This window comes from Lactobacillus xylocopicola (assembly GCF_033096005.1).
Classification (GTDB): Bacteria; Bacillota; Bacilli; order Lactobacillales; family Lactobacillaceae; genus Lactobacillus; species Lactobacillus xylocopicola.
Genome location: NZ_AP026803.1, coordinates 572,300 through 589,764 on the forward strand (window position 1 = coordinate 572,300; position 17,465 = coordinate 589,764).

Genomic DNA, 17,465 nt, shown 5'->3' on the forward strand with positions numbered 1-17,465 from the left:
AAGGAGAAAAACATGTGTGGAATTGTTGGAATTGTCGGAAAAGCTGCTAGAGAAGCGGTCCTAAATGGACTGTCTAAATTGGAATACCGCGGTTATGATTCAGCCGGTATCTATCTGAATGACTTACAGGGTAATGAATACTTAACTAAAGCGGTGGGCCGCATTCAAAACCTTAAAGATAAGATGAAGCCAACTGAGCAGGGCACAGTCGGTATTGGCCATACCCGCTGGGCAACTCACGGCAAGCCAACTGTGGATAACGCGCATCCTCAGTTTGATGAGACTAGGCGTTTTTACCTAGTGCACAATGGTGTGATTGAGAATTACCAGGAAATCAAAAACGAATACTTGTCAGGAGTCGACTTTGAGTCCGCTACCGATACTGAAGTAATTGTACAATTAATTAGTAAAATAGCCAGGGAAGAAAAGACCGATGCCTTGATGGCACTGAAAAAGGCCCTGCAGCTGATTAGGGGGTCGTACGCTCTGCTGCTTGTTGATAATACTCAACCTGATCATATCTATATTGCCAAAAACAAGTCACCACTAATGTTGGGACTGGGAGCTGGCTTTAATGTGATTGCTTCTGATGCATTGTCGGTTTTGGATCAAACCCAGACTTTCATTGACCTTCAAGACCAAGAGGTGGGCGATATTACCCCAAATGATTATCGCCTTGAAACTATCACTGGTAGTAGAGTTGAACACCGCGAACACGTTTTAACGATTGATCCTAATGCTGCTTCTAAGGGTACTTATGAGTTTTATATGCTTAAAGAAATCAGTGAACAGCCAAGCGTCTTACGGCATTTGGACCAGTTCTATCTAGATGATAAAGGGGAGCCCCAAATTGACAAAGCGATTCTAACGGCTTTGGCGCAGGCGGACCGACTCTACATCTTTGCAGCCGGTACTAGTTACCACGCCGGCCTGGTGGGGCAGGCATTATTAGAACATCTGACGGATCTTCCTACGGAGGTTGGCCTGGCCTCTGAGGCCGGATATCACTTCCCGATGATGTCTAAACACCCCTTCTTCATCTTCTTGTCACAATCGGGTGAAACAGCTGATTCCCGAGTAGTTTTGCAGGAGGCTTTGAAACGCAAGATTCCCTGCTTAACCTTAACTAATGTGCCGAATTCAACGCTAGCTCGCGAAGCTGATTATACCATGTCACTTGAAGCTGGCCCTGAAATAGCGGTTGCGTCAACCAAGGCGTATACGGCTCAGGTTGCCCTTGAAGCTATTTTAGCTAAGGCATTGGGAGAACAACTTGGCAAGCAAAAAGCGCGGGACTTTAGCTTGCGAACAAACTTGGCCCTGGCGGCTGAGGGTATTGAAGAAGTGATTTCTGATCAAAAGCGACTTGAGCAATTGGCCCAAAAATATCTAATTCCATCACGTAATGCCTTTTACATTGGCCGTGGCATTGACTATCCGCTTGCTCTAGAGGCAGCTCTGAAACTGAAAGAGGTTTCATACATCCAGACCGAGGGTTTTGCCGCGGCTGAGCTCAAGCATGGAACGATCTCTTTAATTGAGCAGGGCACGCCAGTCATTGCTTTAATCAATGATCCTGTAACTAGTGATCTGATGCGCGGTAATATCCAAGAAGTGGTTGCCAGAGGAGCAAGTGTGATTACGATTGCCAGCAAGGAGCTGGCTAAGCCTAATGATGATCTTGTACTTCCACAGCTTGACTATTACTTACGGCCGCTAGTCAGTGTGGTTGTTAGTCAGCTGTTAGCCTATTTTGCATCCAAGGATAAGGGCTTAGATGTTGATAAACCGCGTAACTTGGCTAAGAGCGTGACTGTTGAATAAAAAGATCAAAATAGAATATTTTATGAAAAAGTCGTAAGTTATTACGACTTTTTGTATAATAAAGAAGATAATGTAAAAATTGGGGGAAAATAGTTTGGCAATTAAATTAATCGCAGTTGACCTTGATGGCACCCTGCTCAACAGTAATAATCAGATTTCACCAGAAACGGAAAAAGCCTTAAGACAGGCTAGCAGTCAGGGGATTCTAGTGGTACTGGCCACGGGGCGACCGTTATCTGGTGCAATGACTTTTAATCGGCAACTTGGGCTTGCGGGCCAAAAGCAATATAATATTGTTTTTAACGGCGCGGTTATCCAGGACTTAGCTGGTAATGTGCTCATGAACCAGGAAATGAATTACCATGATTTTTCCAATTTGCGGCGTTTGCAAAGGCTTGCCAAAGTTAACTTACATTTTGAAACACCAGAATGTTTTTGGACCTGTGATCGTGATCTGGGAGCGAATCTGGCCATTAATGCTGCGGTCAACAATGAACTGGTTAAGGTGAGGAAGCCAGAAGAGATTACTCAAGACTTTACTTTTAACAAAGTAGGGTTTAGCGTGATCAAAGAAGAACAAGAAGTGGACAAGCTCTGGCAGAATATTCCAGAATGGGCCTTTGCCAAGTATGATATTGTGCGTAGCTTTTCAAGTGTGATTGAAGTTAACCTCAAGGACGCCTCCAAGGGTAATGCACTAATTCAACTGGCTGACCGGCTCAAGCTTGATCAGCAGCAGGTAATGGTTTTTGGCGATCAGGGCAATGATATTTCGATGTTTGCCAACCCTAATTTCCAAAAAATTGCCATGGGCAACGCAATCGAAGAAATTAAACAGGAAGCGGATTACGTAACAGCTGATAATGACAGTGAAGGAATAGCTAAAGCGCTGAAAAAGTTTGTTCTATAATAAACTGAATTGAGTTGATGATAATGGTAAAAACTAAAGAACAAAATATTTCCGAGGCCGAATGGGAAGTTATGCGAATAGTATGGACGTTAGGGGAAATCCACGCTGGAGATGTAATCCAGCAGCTTCAAGCAAAGAAAAACTGGTCTGAATCAACGATTAAGACTTTAATGGGACGGTTAGTAAAGAAGGGCTTGCTCGGTACGCGTAAGGATGGCCGGCGCTTTGTCTATTCAGCTACGGTTAACCAGGTTCAGATGATGACTCGGGTTACAACTGAGATGATGCAGCACATGTGTGATATGCATAAGGGCCAGGTAATGATTGAAATTTTGCAGGGCATGCCGCTGTCTAAAGGTGACATTGCAACTATTCAAGCAGAGTTGACTAGTAAAGAAAAGCATGCACCTGATCAGGTCAGCTGTAACTGCCTGATTTCAGACCAGCATGATTGTTAGTAATGGTAAATTGGCATAAGGAGAAAAATGGTTGATGAAATCTAGTAATATTTTGGTGCGGATAATTTTTGTTGCCCTGGTTTGTGTGTCAGGGTTCATGTTGTTACGCAGTCCCGTAACAATCAATGAACCGAATGTTCACGGAATGGCTAAAACAGCCTTGAAGAAGGCCGTTGATGAAAAGGGGAATACAAGCGTAAAGGATTCTCTCCAGTTAGCTCAAAGTTTTGGTTTAATCGATAAGGTAATTGACCAATTGCCACAGAAATACCACTACGATCTCTCATATATCAGCTTGTACAAGCTCAGTGCCAGCTACCAGGAGAATGGGGAAATAACTGCTGAAAATTTAAACTTACCAGAAAAAAATGAGATTCAAAAAGCAGTCAACTCCGGGATGACGGCAAAGATTAATGAGTCACTTGACCAAAATTCAGACCAGCTCAAGCAGGGCATTAGCCTATTCCACTACTTTTGCCTGGGTATCCTTATTGTTCTTATCTTAGCTGCGGTATTGGGCTTGTTTGGCAAGAGTTGGGCAGCCGGCGCGCTGCTTTTGGCAGCAGTTGCTTCCTTTGGGATGTTACAATATTTTGCCAATAGCTTTGTCCGCGGTTTGCAGACTGAGTTAGATAAAAGTATTACGCTGGCAACTTCTTCATCACTTTGGCTGGGGTTGGCGTTAGGTGTTCTGACTTCTGTCGGCTGGATCATATACACGCGGTTAAATAAAAAAGAAGTAGTAAAAGAATAAGTAAAAAGCTTACCAAGTAACTGGTAAGCTTTTTTAGTGCGAAGAATTAGATGATAGCTATTAATATAATTAAAGTGTGATAAAATAAGAATGATAATTTTAGCTATATTAATAAGGAACAAAAAATGTATTACTTTTTAAATAACCGCTTAGACCCTAACAGTTCAGGAATAGAACATGCTGAAGTTAAAAGGTTGAAGTTATTTAAGCAAAATGGGGTCAGCGCCAAAATTGTGATGTCTGAATTTAACCGTTTTGCTCACCGGAATTTGCCACTGTATGGCCTGACTGATGCTGACTATGTCAACATGTTTGATTTTTTCGCGGGTACGGTAAATTATGAATATCAAGCAATGGCGATTGAAGACTTGTCGATCGCTGAGCATTTTCAGGTTAAGCAAGTGCCAGTTGGCTTTGAAGTTTATGATGATGATCGCAAAACCATGGAAATTGTCTTGTTTGCGGACAACAATATTGACACCATTCGCTATTACAATGCCGATAATAATTGTACTAAGGCAGACTTTTATGATACGCGTGGGTTTCGCAGTCTGACCCAAATCTACGACACTGGTGATGGCCATCTTAGCTACGAGCAGTTCTACCGGCCGAATGGCACCATTTATTACGAAATTTCTTATGAGCAAAGACCCAATTGGTTATCTGCAACTAATTTGCAGTTGGTCGATCTTGAGGGTAAGTTGCACTCGCTAATGAATAGTAGCCAGGCTTTCAGGATTATGTTGGATGAGTTGAACCAGCAAGATGGCACTGAAAAATCGACCTTTATATCGGACCGGAGCAATATTACAAATATTCCCATGGTCTATATGAAGACACCAGCTCGCAAAATTGAGCATTTCCACAGTATTCATTATCAGGATTACGATGATCCAGCTTCTCCACTTTCCTATAATTCGATTTCTAATAAAGAACAACTTAGTCGCACAGACTTAATTATCACACCAGGGGAACAGCAGGCTGCAGATATGCGTGCTCGCTTGCATACTCATGTTCCAATTGTTGCCATTCCGGTGGGAATTATCCCAGACGAGCAATTACAGGCGGAGCATGTTTCGATGAGTGAGCGCGAGGCAGGTAAGATTGTTATCGTAGCCCGACTTTTCCATGAAAAGCGTTTGGATGATGCCATCAAGGCCTTTGCGCAGGCCTACCAGACTAACCGTGCTTTGACGCTTGATATCTATGGTTATGGTGATGGCAGTGATAATTATCAGGAAGAAAAAATGTTAAAAAAGCTGGTTAGTGACTTAGAACTGGAGCGGGTAGTCAATTTTAAAGGATATTCGCAGGACATGGATAGCGTTTATAATAGTGCCCAGTTATTATTGCTCACCTCACGTTATGAGGGGGCATCGCTTGCGATAGCAGAAGCGCAAGCCCATGGGGTACCGGTGATTTCATATGATATTAACTATGGGCCAGCTGACTTAATCGCTGATGGAACAAGCGGCTTTCTAGTTAATAATGGTGCTGTTAATGAATTGGCAAATAAAATCAGCGAATTTTTTGCCGATGCAAGCATGCGCGGACAAATGAATGGGGCTGCCTACGAAAACAGCAAGCGCTTTTCAGGTAGTAACATTTGGCAATCTTGGAAAAAGTATGTCATTGATACTGAATAATCTGCAGGCAAAACCGTCTTTAAGCTAAGGACGGTTTTTTGTTAACTATTTTTATTGCAAAGAAAACTTTTTTAAGGTACCATAGTCATTTAGTTAGTTTGCTAACTAAATTTGCTAGGAGAAATTTTAATGCAAAGAAAATTAGATGCAAAGTTGATTTGTTCAATTTTTGCGGCTGGATTGATGTCTTTTTCGGGGGTTTTGATTGAAACAGCAGGGAATGTGACTTTTCCGGTTTTAATGAGTGAATTTCAGATTAATATGGCGACCGTCCAGTGGATGACCACGGGGTATTTATTGATTGCCTCGATTGTCATGCCATTGTCCGCATATTTAAAGCGAAATTTCCATTCACGGCAATTGTTTGTTACGGCAGCCGTCCTTTTTATTATTGGGTTGGTAATTGATGCGGCGGCGCAGTCCTTTGCCTTTTTGGTAATTGGTCGAATTGTGCAGGGTGCCGCTGCCGGTATTGCGATTCCCTTAATGTTTAATATTATTTTGGAAAGAACGCCTCTTGACAAAATTGGCCTGTTGATGGGCATTGGAACGATGATTACCGCTGTTGCACCGGCCTTGGGGCCGACCTTTGGTGGAGTGGTAGTTAACCTACTCGGCTGGCGTTATATCTTTATTTTTATGGTTCCGGTCATGATTATCTCTTTAATCATGGGGTTAATGTCAATTCCTCACGACTCAAGTTCAATTAAGCGTACGAAACTTGACTGGGCTGGGGTTGGCAGTATTGCGGTGAGTTTTGTGGGCTTAATTCTCGCCTTTAGTAACTTAGCAACTGTCATGCAAAATCCGGTACTCTTTCTGGCGCCACTACTTGTTGGTATTGTGGGATTAATTGTTTTTATCCGTCACTCATTAAAAGTGACCAGTCCATTAATTAATATTCGAGTGTTTAAAAAGTTGAAATTTACGCAAGGATTAGGTGCGTATTTTATTTTTCAGATTAATACTCTGGGCCTGTCCTTTATCTTGCCTAATTACGTGCAAATTGTTAACCGGATGACGGCCATGACCGCCGGTCTGTTGCTATTAACTGGTGGGTTAGTGGGGGCAATTGCTTCACCTGTTGGTGGACGCTTACTCGATAGTTATGGTCCGCGCAAGCCAATTATGACTGGTGCCATCTTGGAAATTATTGGTGCAATCCTATTCTGCGCCTTTGCTTCATCATTGACTGCTGGCCAAATTATTTTCTTTTATGCAGTGACCATGTTGGGTATTGGCTTGGTAATGGGTAATATCATGACTGCTTCACTCAATGCGCTTAAGCAGGATGAAAACACAGATGGTAATGGTTTGTTTAACATGACCCAGCAATTTGCTGGTGCAGTTGGAACTTCAGTTGTTTCAGCGATTATGCAATTTGCCCAACAAGTTAGCGGTAAGCAAAGTACGGCAGGCAAGTTGATTGATGGTGCCCAAACCGGATTAATCTTTTTACTGATTTTGGTCGTTGGAGGTGTATACTTGCTGTATCAAGCAACAAAACGACTTAAGACAAGGAAGTAAGTAATGAACAGACTAGGGTTGATTTTACAACGAGTACAGAATACTTTTAATCGTAATGTCGATCAATATGCTAGAGGCCTTGGACTCACGGGCATGCAGATGTTAATTATTGAATACTTGGCTTCGCTTACTGGCCAACGAACAATTTATCAAAAAGACATTGAACATGAATTTAATATTCGTAAGTCAACGGCAACTAACATTTTGCACCTGATGGAGCAAAGAGACCTAATTATTAGGGAAGTTGACCAGCAGGATACGCGTTTTAAGGCAGTTCGATTGACTGCTAAGGCGGTTAAGTTGAAAGAGCAAATTACTACCTACTTTATTAATTCTGAGGAAGAAACGGCTAGAATTCTAGGCGATCAGACCAAGCTGGAATTGATGGAGAATTTGCAAAAGTTGGACCAAACTTTGGCTGAAAAGTAAAAAACTAGTCATTACACTTGGGGTGTAGTGACTAGTTTTTTAATGTCTTTGATTATCTTTCGTTACCGCTCGTAGTTTGGTGCTTTTTTTGTAATTTGAACTTCGTGGGGGTGAGATTCTTGTAAGCCTGCATTAGTGATCCTAACAAACTGGGCATTTTCTCTTAGTGCGGCAATGGTATTGGCTCCAACATAGCCCATACCAGAACGCAGTCCGCCGATCATCGGGAAGATAATGTCAGCAACATCGCCCTTGTATGCTACGCGCGCCTCAACGCCCTCGGGTACCAGCTTATTGGCCGCGTTAACACCGCCCTGGAAGTAACGATCGGAAGAACCGTGAGCTTGGGCCATTGCTCCAACTGAGCCCATACCCCGATATGCCTTGTATTTTTGGCCAGCACTTTCAAAAATCTCACCTGGTGCTTCAGTGGTCCCAGAAAGCATACTGCCGAGCATCACCGCATTGCCACCAGCACCTAAAGCCTTAACAATATCACCTGAATACTTTACTCCGCCGTCGGCAATAATGGCTTTGTCGTATTCACGGGCAGCAGTTGCAGCATCATAGATGGCGGTCACTTGTGGCACGCCCACACCTGCAACAACACGTGTAGTACAGATTGAGCCGGGCCCAATACCTACCTTAACCACTTCAACGCCGGCATCAAACAGTGCGCGGGTGGCATCACCAGTAGCGACGTTGCCGGCAATTAGGCAAATAGTTGGAAAATGTTTGCGTATGTCTTTAATCTTCTGTAAAACCCCGGCTGAATGCCCGTGAGCAGTATCGATAACCAGCGCGTCAACGCCTTGTTCTAGAAGAGCTTCAGTCCGAAGGAAGGTGTCACTGGTCACGCCGATAGCAGCTGCAACGAGTAGCTGATGGTTGTCATCGGTTGCAGCCTGAGCTGCAGTGCTTGGAATAATTGCGTGCTTAACAGTAGCAACTTCACTAGCTTGGGCGCTAATTGTCATGTTCTTATGGATTACTCCAAGGCCGCCTTGCCTTGCCATTGCGATTGCCATAGTACTTTCGGTCACGGTATCCATGCCAGCACTGATTAAAGGAATGGTTAATTTGAGCTGGGGTGCTAAGACAGTAGTTAAATCAACTTCCTTAGGTAGAACATGACTTTCAGCTGGAATTAATAAGACGTCATCAAAAGTTAGTCCCTCTTTAACAAACTTCGTTGACCAATTTGACATTTAAGATACGCTCCTTGGATTAATTATAACTGTTAAATTTATTTCACTGTACTAGTGATTTTCAAGTTGGTCAAGCGGGAAGTTTGGTGGCCAAGCAGCCTGAACAATTTTCAAAATGGGAGTGACCCGGTGGGCATTGACCGTCAGATAGTTACCGTATATTGGCATTTGGGCGCTAGCATCGCTGATTGGAAGTTCAATCCGATTATCGTCTAAGTTCTGCGAAATGGGATTGTCTGGATCTAGCCGCGAAAGATTGGTGCTAAAGTAAGGAAAATCAGAAAATTTGATTAGCTCTTTCATTGCCTGCCATTCTGATTGGTACATGAAGTTGGCGTTAGGAATTTCTTGTTGAATAATATCCCGCCAAACCCCAATGTCGCCATAAACAATAAAACTGTGTCCCGTAATATCTGCAAAATGGAGGCGGGGACGCTTGGCTTCAGCCATATTCCGGTTAAGGTCAACTGCGAGCTGTTCTGTTCCCAGATAACGGGATTCAATTTGCGGAGCAAATAGTTCTTGGTTAGAAAAAACGAGCAAGGCAGCATTTTGTTGAAGTAGGTCAGATATTTCTGCAATTTTTATTAGGTCATGACTAATGAATAAGTCAGCTGAAAGACGTGCTTTAATCATGGTTAAAATAATAAAAGGCCCAGGAATTGTTGCCATAATTGTTGGACGGTGTTGTAGTTGATCAAAATTGCGAATTTTGGTGACAAAGTCCTGGTTATTTTGCAGTAATTTTTCTGCTTCTATTGCCGCGAGCTGGCCCGTTTTAGTCAAGACAAGGCGGTTAGCATGTCGCTCGAATAGTTTTACCCCGAGCTTTTCTTCCAACTTCTGCATGCCCCGCGTAATAGAAGGTTGAGTCATGTTTAACTGCTCAGCAGTCTTGGTTAATGTCCCCACTTGGTAAAATGTGGTTAGCTCCGTCAATAAATAAGGATCAATCATGGTTCTTCTCCAGTATACGTTTCAGGTATGCTAGCATGCATAATTGCTAATTGTCAATTCTACTGACTGAGTCTATGATAATGGCAACTTAAAGGAGGTATAGATAATGACAACAGTTCCAACTATCGAATTAAATAATGGGGTGAAAATGCCGCAATTAGGACTCGGCGTGTATCAAGTAACTGATTTGGCTGAAGCAACAGAGGCCGTAAGTGCAGCAATTGCAGCAGGCTATCGCTTAGTTGATACAGCAGCGGTTTATCAAAATGAGGCAGCAGTTGGGCGCGCAATTAAGACCAGCTCGGTTCCGCGAGAACAAATTTTTGTTACTTCAAAGTTATGGGTTTCAGACTATACTTATGAGCGGGCTAAGCAAGGGATTGAAGCTTCATTGACTAAGCTGGGTCTTGATTATCTCGACCTATACTTATTGCACCAGCCATACGGTGACACGATGGGAGCTTGGCGTGCCTTAGAAAAAGCATATCAAGCAGGAAAAATCCGTGCCATAGGTCTTTCCAATTTTTACGCTGACCAGGTAAAAAACCTAGAATTGACGATGTCAATAAAACCGGTTTTGAATCAGATAGAAATAAATCCTTGGAACCAGCAGCGCGATGAGGTTAGCTTTAATCAACAAGAAGATATTCAAGTTGAAGCTTGGGCACCTTTTGCAGAGGGGCGGGGCGATATCTTCAACAATAAGCTGATTGCTGACTTGGCTGCCCACCACCATAAAACTACGGGTCAAATCATCTTACGTTGGCTACTACAACGTGGAATTATCGTTATTCCTAAATCGGTGCACCAAGCACGAATTGAGGAAAATATTGCGGTTTTTGATTTTGACTTAAGCGCTGATGAGATGACCGCTATGACAAAGTTAGATAAGCATGAGAGCCAGTTTTTTGATCATCGAGATCCAAGCACAATTGAACAAATCTTTGGTTCAAGTTTACGGCAATTAAGTTAAGGAGGAGAAAAATGACAACAAGCACAATTAAGTTAAATGATGGTAACGAAATTCCCGTAATTGGCTTTGGTACCTTTCAGATTTCCAATGATGGCTCTACTCGTAGAGCCGTGGCTGAGGCAATTGAGGCCGGTTACCGGCATATCGATACGGCGGTGGCCTACTTTAATGAAAGTGAAGTGGGCCAGGCAATTAAAGACAGCGGGGTGCCGCGTGATGATATCTGGATAACCTCAAAATTGTGGTTGCAAGATTATCATTATGAGGCAGCTAAAAAGGCTATTGACTTGTCACTAACAAAGTTGGGTACAGACTACGTTGATCTGTATTTGATCCATCAACCTTATGGAGATGTTCCTAGTGCATGGCGTGCCCTAGAGGAAGCAAAGCAGGCGGGCAAAATCAAATCACTTGGGGTATCGAATATGACACCTAAGATCTGGCAACAGTTTGTTCCGCAAATTTCGACAATACCGGCAGTTGACCAAGTTGAATTTAACCCTTATTTCCAGCAGCAGACTTTGCGTAAGCTGCTTGCGCAAAATAATGTGCGTTTGGAAGCCTGGTCACCGCTAGGACAGGGGAACCAAGCCCTGTTAACTGACCGAGTAATTCTAGCACTAGCTGAAAAATATCATAAGGATGCAGGGCAAATTATTCTTCGTTTTGAAAATCAAGAGGGTATTATTACTCTGCCTAAGTCAGTCCATGAAGCTCGAATTAAAAGCAATTTGAATATTTTTGACTTTGAGTTAACAGAGGTCGAAATGGAGCAAATCAGAGCCCTGGATACTGGCAAGGGCCACCATGACCCAGAGGCACCAGGAGTGGTTGAGATGCTTTCTGCTTATGATGTTCATGCAGATGACTGAGTTATTGAGATGAGTATGAAAAATAGTATTGATGAATTTCACCAATACTAATTTTTTGATGCTTTAATGTTTACAAATGTAAATTGAATAAGTATAATAATTATAGTTTACGGATGTAGACATAAAATGAATTGAATTTTAAACAGGAGTACCAGTTATGATAAAAATCATTAGTTTACTTGTAGGATTAGTTGTTATTGCCTTTATCGCGTGGTGGTTCTTTGGTAAGCGTAGTGTGCAAACCGGCGAAGCGGTCGTTGATGCGGATAAGCAAAGTATTGACATCAAGGTTAAAGGTGGTTATTTGCCCGAGCAAGTTGTTTTGAAAAAAGGAATTCCAGCGACGCTTAACTTCAAACGGTTGGACTCGTCCAGCTGTTTAGATCATGTGATTTTTCCTAAGTTCGGCATCAATCAAAAACTGCCCCAGGGCGAAGTTGAAAAGGTCGAGATTGATACCAGTAAGCCGGGCGAGTATGACTGGGAATGCAGTATGAACATGTTTCATGGCAAAGTAATTGTTAAATAGCAGAAACTGGTAAAATATGAATGTCACTAAGCGTTTTTGGATTTCACTAATTTTGTCTCTACCGTTACTGGTAGAAATGTTGGTTCGTCCTTTCACAGGTTGGATGCTTCCGGGTGGAGATTGGACTATGTTGATTTTGACCAGCATGATCATGGTGATTTCAGCTAGGCCTTTTGTCAGTAGCGCATGGTCAGCCTTTGAACAGCATCATGCTAATATGGACACGCTAGTTGCCCTGGGTACTCTGACGGCCTACCTTTACAGCATTTATGCCATGTTTATCAATAAGCCAGTCTTTTTTGAAAGTGCAGCCTTTGTCATTACTTTTGTGCTCTTAGGCCAGGTTCTAGAAGAAAAAATGCGCAGCAATGCATCGGGTGCGATGAGTAAATTGCTTACCCTGGGAGCAAAAAGTGCACTGGTTAAGCGGGGCGCAGAATTCATTGAATTGCCAATTGAGCAAGTAGTTTCGGGTGACTTGATTCAAGTCAGGCCGGGGGAGAAAATTCCGGTTGATGGTCAGGTTGTTTCGGGTCAATCTAGTATTGATGAATCAATGGTAACTGGCGAAAGTATACCGGTAAAAAAGCAGGTTGGCGACAGTGTCATTGGGGCTACCATTAACCAGACTGGGTCTATTGTCATAAAGGCCCAGAAGGTGGGCAGCGATACCATGTTGGCCCAAATTATCGAGATTGTGCAAAAGGCCCAGAACAGTCATGCGCCAATTCAAAATTTGACGGATAAAGTGTCTGATATCTTTGTTCCGGCGGTATTAATAATTGCACTAGTGACCTTTTTGGTTTGGTTTGTGTTTTTGGGCAAAAGTGTTGCAACTGCATTAATTTATGCTGTGTCAGTCCTAGTTATTGCTTGTCCGTGTGCCCTCGGATTGGCAACACCAACGGCACTCATGGTTGGAACAGGTCTTGGGGCTAAGCATGGGATTTTAATCAAAAACGGTGAAATCTTGGAAGCAGCGAATAAGTTAGATACGATTGTTTTTGACAAGACCGGCACAATCACGGCAGGTAAGCCGCAGGTGACTGAGGTAGTTGGTGACCGCCATGTCTTGCAACTGGCTGCTAGTCTTGAACAGTTATCTGAACATCCCTTGGCGCCAGCAGTCTTGGCTGCAGCTAAAGCAGCACAAGTAAAACTATTGCCGGTTAACCACTTTAGGGCGCTTGAGGGCCAGGGGATTAGTGGCCAGGTTGATGCGCAAGCAGTCTTTGTCGGGACGCTTAAACAAGACTTAGGCCTGGTAGTGGCACCTGCTTTAACAGAAAAAGTTAAGGTCTTACAAAAGGAGGCCAAAACGGTCGTTTTGGTTGCCATAAATCATACGGCAATTGGGCTGATTGCCATTCAGGATACTCCTAAAAAAGAGGCCCAAAAGGCAATTAAGGAGTTGAAGCAGCAAGGCTTGAAGACAATCATGCTAACGGGAGATAATCAGGCAGTGGCGGGCGCGATCGCTAATCAAGTTGGTATTGATCAAGTCATTGCGGGTGTTTTGCCAATTGATAAAGCTGCTGCAATTGCCAAGTTACAGCAGACAGACCGAGTTGCCTTTGTTGGTGACGGCATTAATGATGCTCCAGCGCTGAGTCAGGCTGATGTTGGTATCGCCATGGGGTCTGGAACTGATGTAGCGATTGAAGCCGGCGGTATCGTCTTAATTAAGAACAATTTGAAAGATGTGGGCCGAGCTTTAAAGTTGAGTCAAAAAACTTTTAATCGCATCAAACTCAACTTATTCTGGGCCTTCATCTATAACGTGCTGGGTATCCCGGTGGCCGCCGGTGTCTTTAGTGGCATTGGCTTGGTCCTTAGTCCCGAGCTTGCGGGGCTGGCTATGGCTTTTAGTTCACTATCGGTGGTAAGCAGTTCAGTTTTGTTAGGTCGGAGCAAGATTTAGAAAACGCAAAATGCAGTCGAATTTCGACTGCATTTGTGCTGATTCAGCAATTAACTTCCTATCCAACTGGTATAAAATGTTAACAAAATACATCCAATCCCTGATAGTAAAGTACCAATAATTAAACTTAGAAATAAATTCCAAGAGTGTTGCTGCAACAAGTTGCAAAACCAATCTGCCAGGAAGAAAAAATAAAAGCCAATTATCCAATAAGTAAGATTTTTGATTTGTACTAAAGGCAAAACAAGAATTATACATATACAAATCACTAAAAGAAAAGTTATAATTTTAAATGCTGTATGGGTTAGCCATGTTTCTCTTACAGTTTTGCTTTTTTTGATCATATTGTTTATTGGTAACTCCAGCCTGTATAACTCCAATTACGAATTTTGTATATACGACCTGCTTTAAAAGGATTTACTTGATTCAACATTGCACTTACCAAAGATCCGGATGCCGCCATAATTAATACAGATGCTACCCCCATAGTTGGTATACCCGCAACAGCTGAAATTAATCCAACTACAATTTTATAACCTGAGCTATAACCCATCCCTCTAATTCTATTTAGCATATCTTTTGAAAGATAAACATTCATATTACCATTACCATAGTACTTTATTTTAGTAACTCCTGCACTATGTTTTCTTGCTAATTCTGTGTTAGAAACTTTATTTCCAAAAGTTTTGTTAATTACTTTTTCTAATGCAGCATCTGAGATTTCAAATGTTGTAATACCGTTTCCAGAAGTTTTAGTTCCTAATTTTTCAATTTCTTTAGTTAAACTAGTTTGTTCGACTCTATCTGATTGAACTACTTTATGACTCTGTTGACCTGAAATAGAATTTAAGGTTGATGCATTGACAGTACTGGATAAAATGGGTGTGATAATTGTCAAAATAGTGCTAGCAAACATTATAATTATTGATTTTTTTCAAATTTTTTCATGATTACCTCCTCGAATTAAAAATTATTCCGTTAAAATTAACTCTTAATTTCTACTAAATTTTAGTCAAATTCCAGCAAGACCTAATTAATTCCCACCAAACCATAAATTAATTCTCCTTTCTTTCGAATTTAAGATAATTATCTATGCAAATCATAAAACATTTTATAAGTCTGGATAAACTGTGTATCATATTTGTTACAAGTCACAACTCGGCCAACTAGCAGTTATTTTGTCATAACCGTATTTTTTTAGATCATTTTTAATCTCTATCGCTCGCTGGATATCGTTCTCAAATAATGAGGTCATATAATAAGTCTGTATGCGATAGATCATCAGTTTAAACGTTGAGGTTTCATTAATGGTGTATTTGATAACGTCATTAATGTGATCATGATATTTCTCATTATGATAAATTTCTCGCTCGTAGCAAGTGACTAAATAATTACCAAATATTCTTAAATATTGTTCAAGCATTAATTCGGGAAGCTTTTTGTTTTTGATTGATGTCAGCAGTCGGCCTATTAAGAAGTCCAATTCATCTTGTGGCCATAACGGTATAGTGTTAGCTAACAGTCTTAGTAGCTCGGGATGCTTAGTCCAGTTTTCACCTTCATTCAAAATTTTTTTCAATTTTTCCGGTAAATTATCACTTATTTCGTCTAAATTACCTTTAAAATAAGCTACAGTCACTATTGCACGTAACTTGAATATTTCATTGTCCGGTAAAGCTAATATTTTATGACAGTATCGCTCTAATAAGTCGATGTTTTTAGCATTAACTGCCCAATACATGTTGTTTTCTAGTTGTTCAGTTAATATTTTTTCTTGTGACATGTATGTCTTTTTGGTTAATTCAAAAAAATCATTAACGTCGATATGATGTGCAAGTAAGATGCGCAATAAATTGTCAGCACTAATGCCATTCTTGCCACTTTCAACTTTGGCGTAAAAAGGTCTGCTAAGAATATCCTGACACATCTGTTTTTGGGTTAAACCTAAGTTTAAACGTTCTAGCCGTAATGCTTCTCCGATTTCCATCATCAACTCTCCTGATTTAATCTAATACCTGTGCTTACCGCGGGCTAAGACTGGTCTGATCTGTAAGACGTATGCCAGCAGACCGATTGCCAGCCAGATTGCTGTAGTAATAGCGCTACCACCTAGGCTTGCAGTGCCGAACTTGATGAAGTTGACTGGACTGGAATAGGGTAAGAGCAGGGCAAATAGCTGTAGCCATTTTGGATAAGCAGTAATAACAATTAAAATCCCGGCGGCAATTTCTGTGATGCCACTAACAATGTTTTGCAAGAAGTAGGGATCATTCATTTGCCATGATAATGCCCAGGTGGCAAAGCCCAAAACAGTGCCGTACAGGCAGAACAAAGGCAAAAGAAACAGTCCCCGGCAGATAATCGATAATGGTGCACCAAAGCAAAAGGTAAGCAGTAAGTTGATCAGTGCCAGGGTTGTCCCAATGACACCAGCAACTAATGACTTGGCCAGCCAAAAGCGCAGACTGAAGGGTCTTTTGGCAATTAATTCAAAATCGACTCGTAAGTCGGAGTCATTTACTAGCAGCTGGTTCATGGTCTGCATACTTAGTCTGGCTGCATCAATAGCAATCGAGGCAATGACTACCCGCCAATCGAATTGCTTAGTATATTGCAAGTTGATTAGGACTAGCAGCATAAGATCAATTAGTGGCGTGATCAAGAAGTAGGTGATTTTGGTGCGCCAATTACTTAAAAAGCTAAGGCCTGAAAATTGAGTCGCAATCATATAATTTTCAGCGCTCCCTTCTTTCTTACCAGGTAGTTGATCTTCTTAACCAAGATTGCCGTTAACCAAATCCAAAGAAAAAGGCTACAAGAATAGGCCGGCCAATTAAATGGAACGCGGTGAATTAGTGTGGCAATGGGAGCTGTGAGGGGAATGAACCACTGTGAAACGCGAGTTAAGGGTGCTAGCAAGGTGGAACTGCCAAACAGGCCTGCAAGTAATAAAATTGGTGTCCCGATTAGCGCTTCATAAGTTATCGCATTAGGTGAGAGCGTTAGGAAGGCGGCGATGAGAATACCCATTACTGAACAGGCAACCCACATTAAGAAGATGATAAGCAGCATGTTGATGGTAAGTGTCCCCGTGGATACACCTAGTACTTTGGCTAAGATGAAGGCGATGGGAAAGGAGAAAAGACCGTAGCTGGAGGCCGGCAAAAGTAGAGTAATGAGGGATGCCCGCTCGTCATACTGACTGTTCATGAGGTAAGGCAATGTTCCTTTATACCTTTCGAAGCTGATGCAGCCAGCAACAGTGGTGCAGGATGTCCACATGCCAAAGCTACCGCTCTGGCGCCACAACATGGTATTACTCAAGTCCTTATTAGCATAAGCAATGGTGTATTGCAGTAGAAAAATCCCGATGGTTGAAGTAATTGTTAACCAGACAAAGTACTGATCGGATAGGTAATCATGCAAATGAAAAAGGAAGAGGCGGATAAAACGCATT

17 protein-coding genes are annotated in these 17,465 nt (G+C 42.0%); 11 read left to right on the forward strand and 6 right to left on the reverse strand.

Annotation, left to right across the window (positions count from 1 at the left end; all coding sequences use genetic code 11):
* Positions 1 to 12: 12 nt before the first annotated feature.
* The 7 genes from glmS to R8389_RS02970 all read left to right on the forward strand — a co-directional run bounded on the left by glmS (position 13) and on the right by R8389_RS02970 (position 7,548).
* Positions 13 to 1,824 (forward strand): glutamine--fructose-6-phosphate transaminase (isomerizing), encoded by a 1,812-nt coding sequence (gene glmS, locus R8389_RS02940; RefSeq protein ID WP_317637989.1) that lies wholly within the window; start codon positions 13 to 15, stop codon positions 1,822 to 1,824.
* Positions 1,825 to 1,918: 94 nt separating this feature from the next.
* Positions 1,919 to 2,734, forward strand: a complete 816-nt coding sequence (locus tag R8389_RS02945; RefSeq protein WP_317637991.1) for a Cof-type HAD-IIB family hydrolase — start codon at positions 1,919 to 1,921, stop codon at positions 2,732 to 2,734.
* Between the two features lie 23 nt (positions 2,735 to 2,757).
* Positions 2,758 to 3,192: a CopY/TcrY family copper transport repressor gene (locus R8389_RS02950; protein WP_425604654.1), complete on the forward strand. Its 435-nt coding sequence runs from the start codon at positions 2,758 to 2,760 to the stop codon at positions 3,190 to 3,192.
* 34 nt (positions 3,193 to 3,226) lie between these two features.
* On the forward strand, positions 3,227 to 3,946 hold the full coding sequence (locus R8389_RS02955) for a hypothetical protein (RefSeq protein ID WP_317637994.1): 720 nt from the start codon (positions 3,227 to 3,229) through the stop codon (positions 3,944 to 3,946).
* 125 nt (positions 3,947 to 4,071) lie between these two features.
* Entirely contained in the window at positions 4,072 to 5,592 is a 1,521-nt protein-coding gene (asp1, locus tag R8389_RS02960) for an accessory Sec system glycosyltransferase Asp1 (protein WP_317637995.1), read from the forward strand.
* Between the two features lie 129 nt (positions 5,593 to 5,721).
* Positions 5,722 to 7,119, forward strand: coding sequence for a DHA2 family efflux MFS transporter permease subunit (locus R8389_RS02965; protein WP_317637997.1), 1,398 nt, complete (start codon positions 5,722 to 5,724; stop codon positions 7,117 to 7,119).
* Positions 7,120 to 7,122: 3 nt separating this feature from the next.
* Entirely contained in the window at positions 7,123 to 7,548 is a 426-nt protein-coding gene (locus R8389_RS02970; protein ID WP_317637998.1) for a MarR family winged helix-turn-helix transcriptional regulator, read from the forward strand.
* A gap of 62 nt (positions 7,549 to 7,610) precedes the next feature.
* Here R8389_RS02970 and guaB read toward each other — a convergent pair whose 3' ends face one another.
* Complete coding sequence (guaB, locus tag R8389_RS02975) at positions 7,611 to 8,756, reverse strand: IMP dehydrogenase (RefSeq protein ID WP_317637999.1); 1,146 nt, start codon at positions 8,754 to 8,756, stop codon at positions 7,611 to 7,613.
* 51 nt (positions 8,757 to 8,807) lie between these two features.
* Positions 8,808 to 9,713, reverse strand: a complete 906-nt coding sequence (locus R8389_RS02980; RefSeq protein WP_317638000.1) for a LysR family transcriptional regulator — start codon at positions 9,711 to 9,713, stop codon at positions 8,808 to 8,810.
* Between the two features lie 106 nt (positions 9,714 to 9,819).
* Here R8389_RS02980 and R8389_RS02985 point away from each other — a divergent pair, with 106 nt between their 5' ends.
* From R8389_RS02985 to R8389_RS03000, 4 genes are all read left to right on the forward strand, one after another.
* A complete protein-coding gene (locus R8389_RS02985; RefSeq protein WP_317638001.1) occupies positions 9,820 to 10,686 on the forward strand; it encodes an aldo/keto reductase in 867 nt (288 codons plus the stop codon).
* Between the two features lie 11 nt (positions 10,687 to 10,697).
* Complete coding sequence (locus R8389_RS02990; RefSeq protein ID WP_317638002.1) at positions 10,698 to 11,558, forward strand: aldo/keto reductase; 861 nt, start codon at positions 10,698 to 10,700, stop codon at positions 11,556 to 11,558.
* Between the two features lie 157 nt (positions 11,559 to 11,715).
* Positions 11,716 to 12,087 carry a cupredoxin domain-containing protein gene (locus R8389_RS02995; RefSeq protein ID WP_317638003.1) on the forward strand — a complete coding sequence of 124 codons (372 nt, stop codon included), beginning with the start codon at positions 11,716 to 11,718 and terminating at the stop codon, positions 12,085 to 12,087.
* Positions 12,088 to 12,103: 16 nt separating this feature from the next.
* The gene (locus R8389_RS03000; RefSeq protein WP_317638004.1) at positions 12,104 to 14,008 is read left to right on the forward strand and encodes a copper-translocating P-type ATPase; all 1,905 of its coding nucleotides are present in this window, start codon (positions 12,104 to 12,106) and stop codon (positions 14,006 to 14,008) included.
* Between the two features lie 349 nt (positions 14,009 to 14,357).
* Here R8389_RS03000 and R8389_RS03005 read toward each other — a convergent pair whose 3' ends face one another.
* The 4 genes from R8389_RS03005 to R8389_RS03020 all read right to left on the reverse strand — a co-directional run bounded on the left by R8389_RS03005 (position 14,358) and on the right by R8389_RS03020 (position 17,464).
* Positions 14,358 to 14,906: a hypothetical protein gene (locus tag R8389_RS03005; RefSeq protein WP_317638005.1), complete on the reverse strand. Its 549-nt coding sequence runs from the start codon at positions 14,904 to 14,906 to the stop codon at positions 14,358 to 14,360.
* A gap of 246 nt (positions 14,907 to 15,152) precedes the next feature.
* A complete protein-coding gene (locus R8389_RS03010; protein ID WP_317638006.1) occupies positions 15,153 to 15,998 on the reverse strand; it encodes a helix-turn-helix domain-containing protein in 846 nt (281 codons plus the stop codon).
* Positions 15,999 to 16,016: 18 nt separating this feature from the next.
* Positions 16,017 to 16,736 (reverse strand): antibiotic transporter permease, encoded by a 720-nt coding sequence (locus R8389_RS03015; RefSeq protein ID WP_317638007.1) that lies wholly within the window; start codon positions 16,734 to 16,736, stop codon positions 16,017 to 16,019.
* Positions 16,733 to 17,464 (reverse strand): multidrug ABC transporter permease, encoded by a 732-nt coding sequence (locus R8389_RS03020; RefSeq protein WP_317638008.1) that lies wholly within the window; start codon positions 17,462 to 17,464, stop codon positions 16,733 to 16,735. The genes R8389_RS03015 and R8389_RS03020 overlap by 4 nt, the downstream gene beginning before the upstream one ends.
* Position 17,465: the final 1 nt, after the last annotated feature.

What these genes read in the sequence shown, in the direction of transcription:
- glmS (WP_317637989.1), top strand. Translation starts at nt 13, where the DNA reads ATGTGTGGAATTGTTGGAATTGTCGGAAAAGCTGCTAGAGAAGCGGTC.
- R8389_RS02950 (WP_425604654.1), top strand. Translation starts at nt 2,758, where the DNA reads ATGGTAAAAACTAAAGAACAAAATATTTCCGAGGCCGAATGGGAAGTT.
- R8389_RS02955 (WP_317637994.1), top strand. Translation starts at nt 3,227, where the DNA reads ATGAAATCTAGTAATATTTTGGTGCGGATAATTTTTGTTGCCCTGGTT.
- asp1 (WP_317637995.1), top strand. Translation starts at nt 4,072, where the DNA reads ATGTATTACTTTTTAAATAACCGCTTAGACCCTAACAGTTCAGGAATA.
- R8389_RS02965 (WP_317637997.1), top strand. Translation starts at nt 5,722, where the DNA reads ATGCAAAGAAAATTAGATGCAAAGTTGATTTGTTCAATTTTTGCGGCT.
- R8389_RS02970 (WP_317637998.1), top strand. Translation starts at nt 7,123, where the DNA reads ATGAACAGACTAGGGTTGATTTTACAACGAGTACAGAATACTTTTAAT.
- guaB (WP_317637999.1), bottom strand. Translation starts at nt 8,756, where the DNA reads ATGTCAAATTGGTCAACGAAGTTTGTTAAAGAGGGACTAACTTTTGAT.
- R8389_RS02980 (WP_317638000.1), bottom strand. Translation starts at nt 9,713, where the DNA reads ATGATTGATCCTTATTTATTGACGGAGCTAACCACATTTTACCAAGTG.
- R8389_RS02985 (WP_317638001.1), top strand. Translation starts at nt 9,820, where the DNA reads ATGACAACAGTTCCAACTATCGAATTAAATAATGGGGTGAAAATGCCG.
- R8389_RS02990 (WP_317638002.1), top strand. Translation starts at nt 10,698, where the DNA reads ATGACAACAAGCACAATTAAGTTAAATGATGGTAACGAAATTCCCGTA.
- R8389_RS02995 (WP_317638003.1), top strand. Translation starts at nt 11,716, where the DNA reads ATGATAAAAATCATTAGTTTACTTGTAGGATTAGTTGTTATTGCCTTT.
- R8389_RS03000 (WP_317638004.1), top strand. Translation starts at nt 12,104, where the DNA reads ATGAATGTCACTAAGCGTTTTTGGATTTCACTAATTTTGTCTCTACCG.
- R8389_RS03010 (WP_317638006.1), bottom strand. Translation starts at nt 15,998, where the DNA reads ATGATGGAAATCGGAGAAGCATTACGGCTAGAACGTTTAAACTTAGGT.
- R8389_RS03015 (WP_317638007.1), bottom strand. Translation starts at nt 16,736, where the DNA reads ATGATTGCGACTCAATTTTCAGGCCTTAGCTTTTTAAGTAATTGGCGC.
- R8389_RS03020 (WP_317638008.1), bottom strand. Translation starts at nt 17,464, where the DNA reads ATGCGTTTTATCCGCCTCTTCCTTTTTCATTTGCATGATTACCTATCC.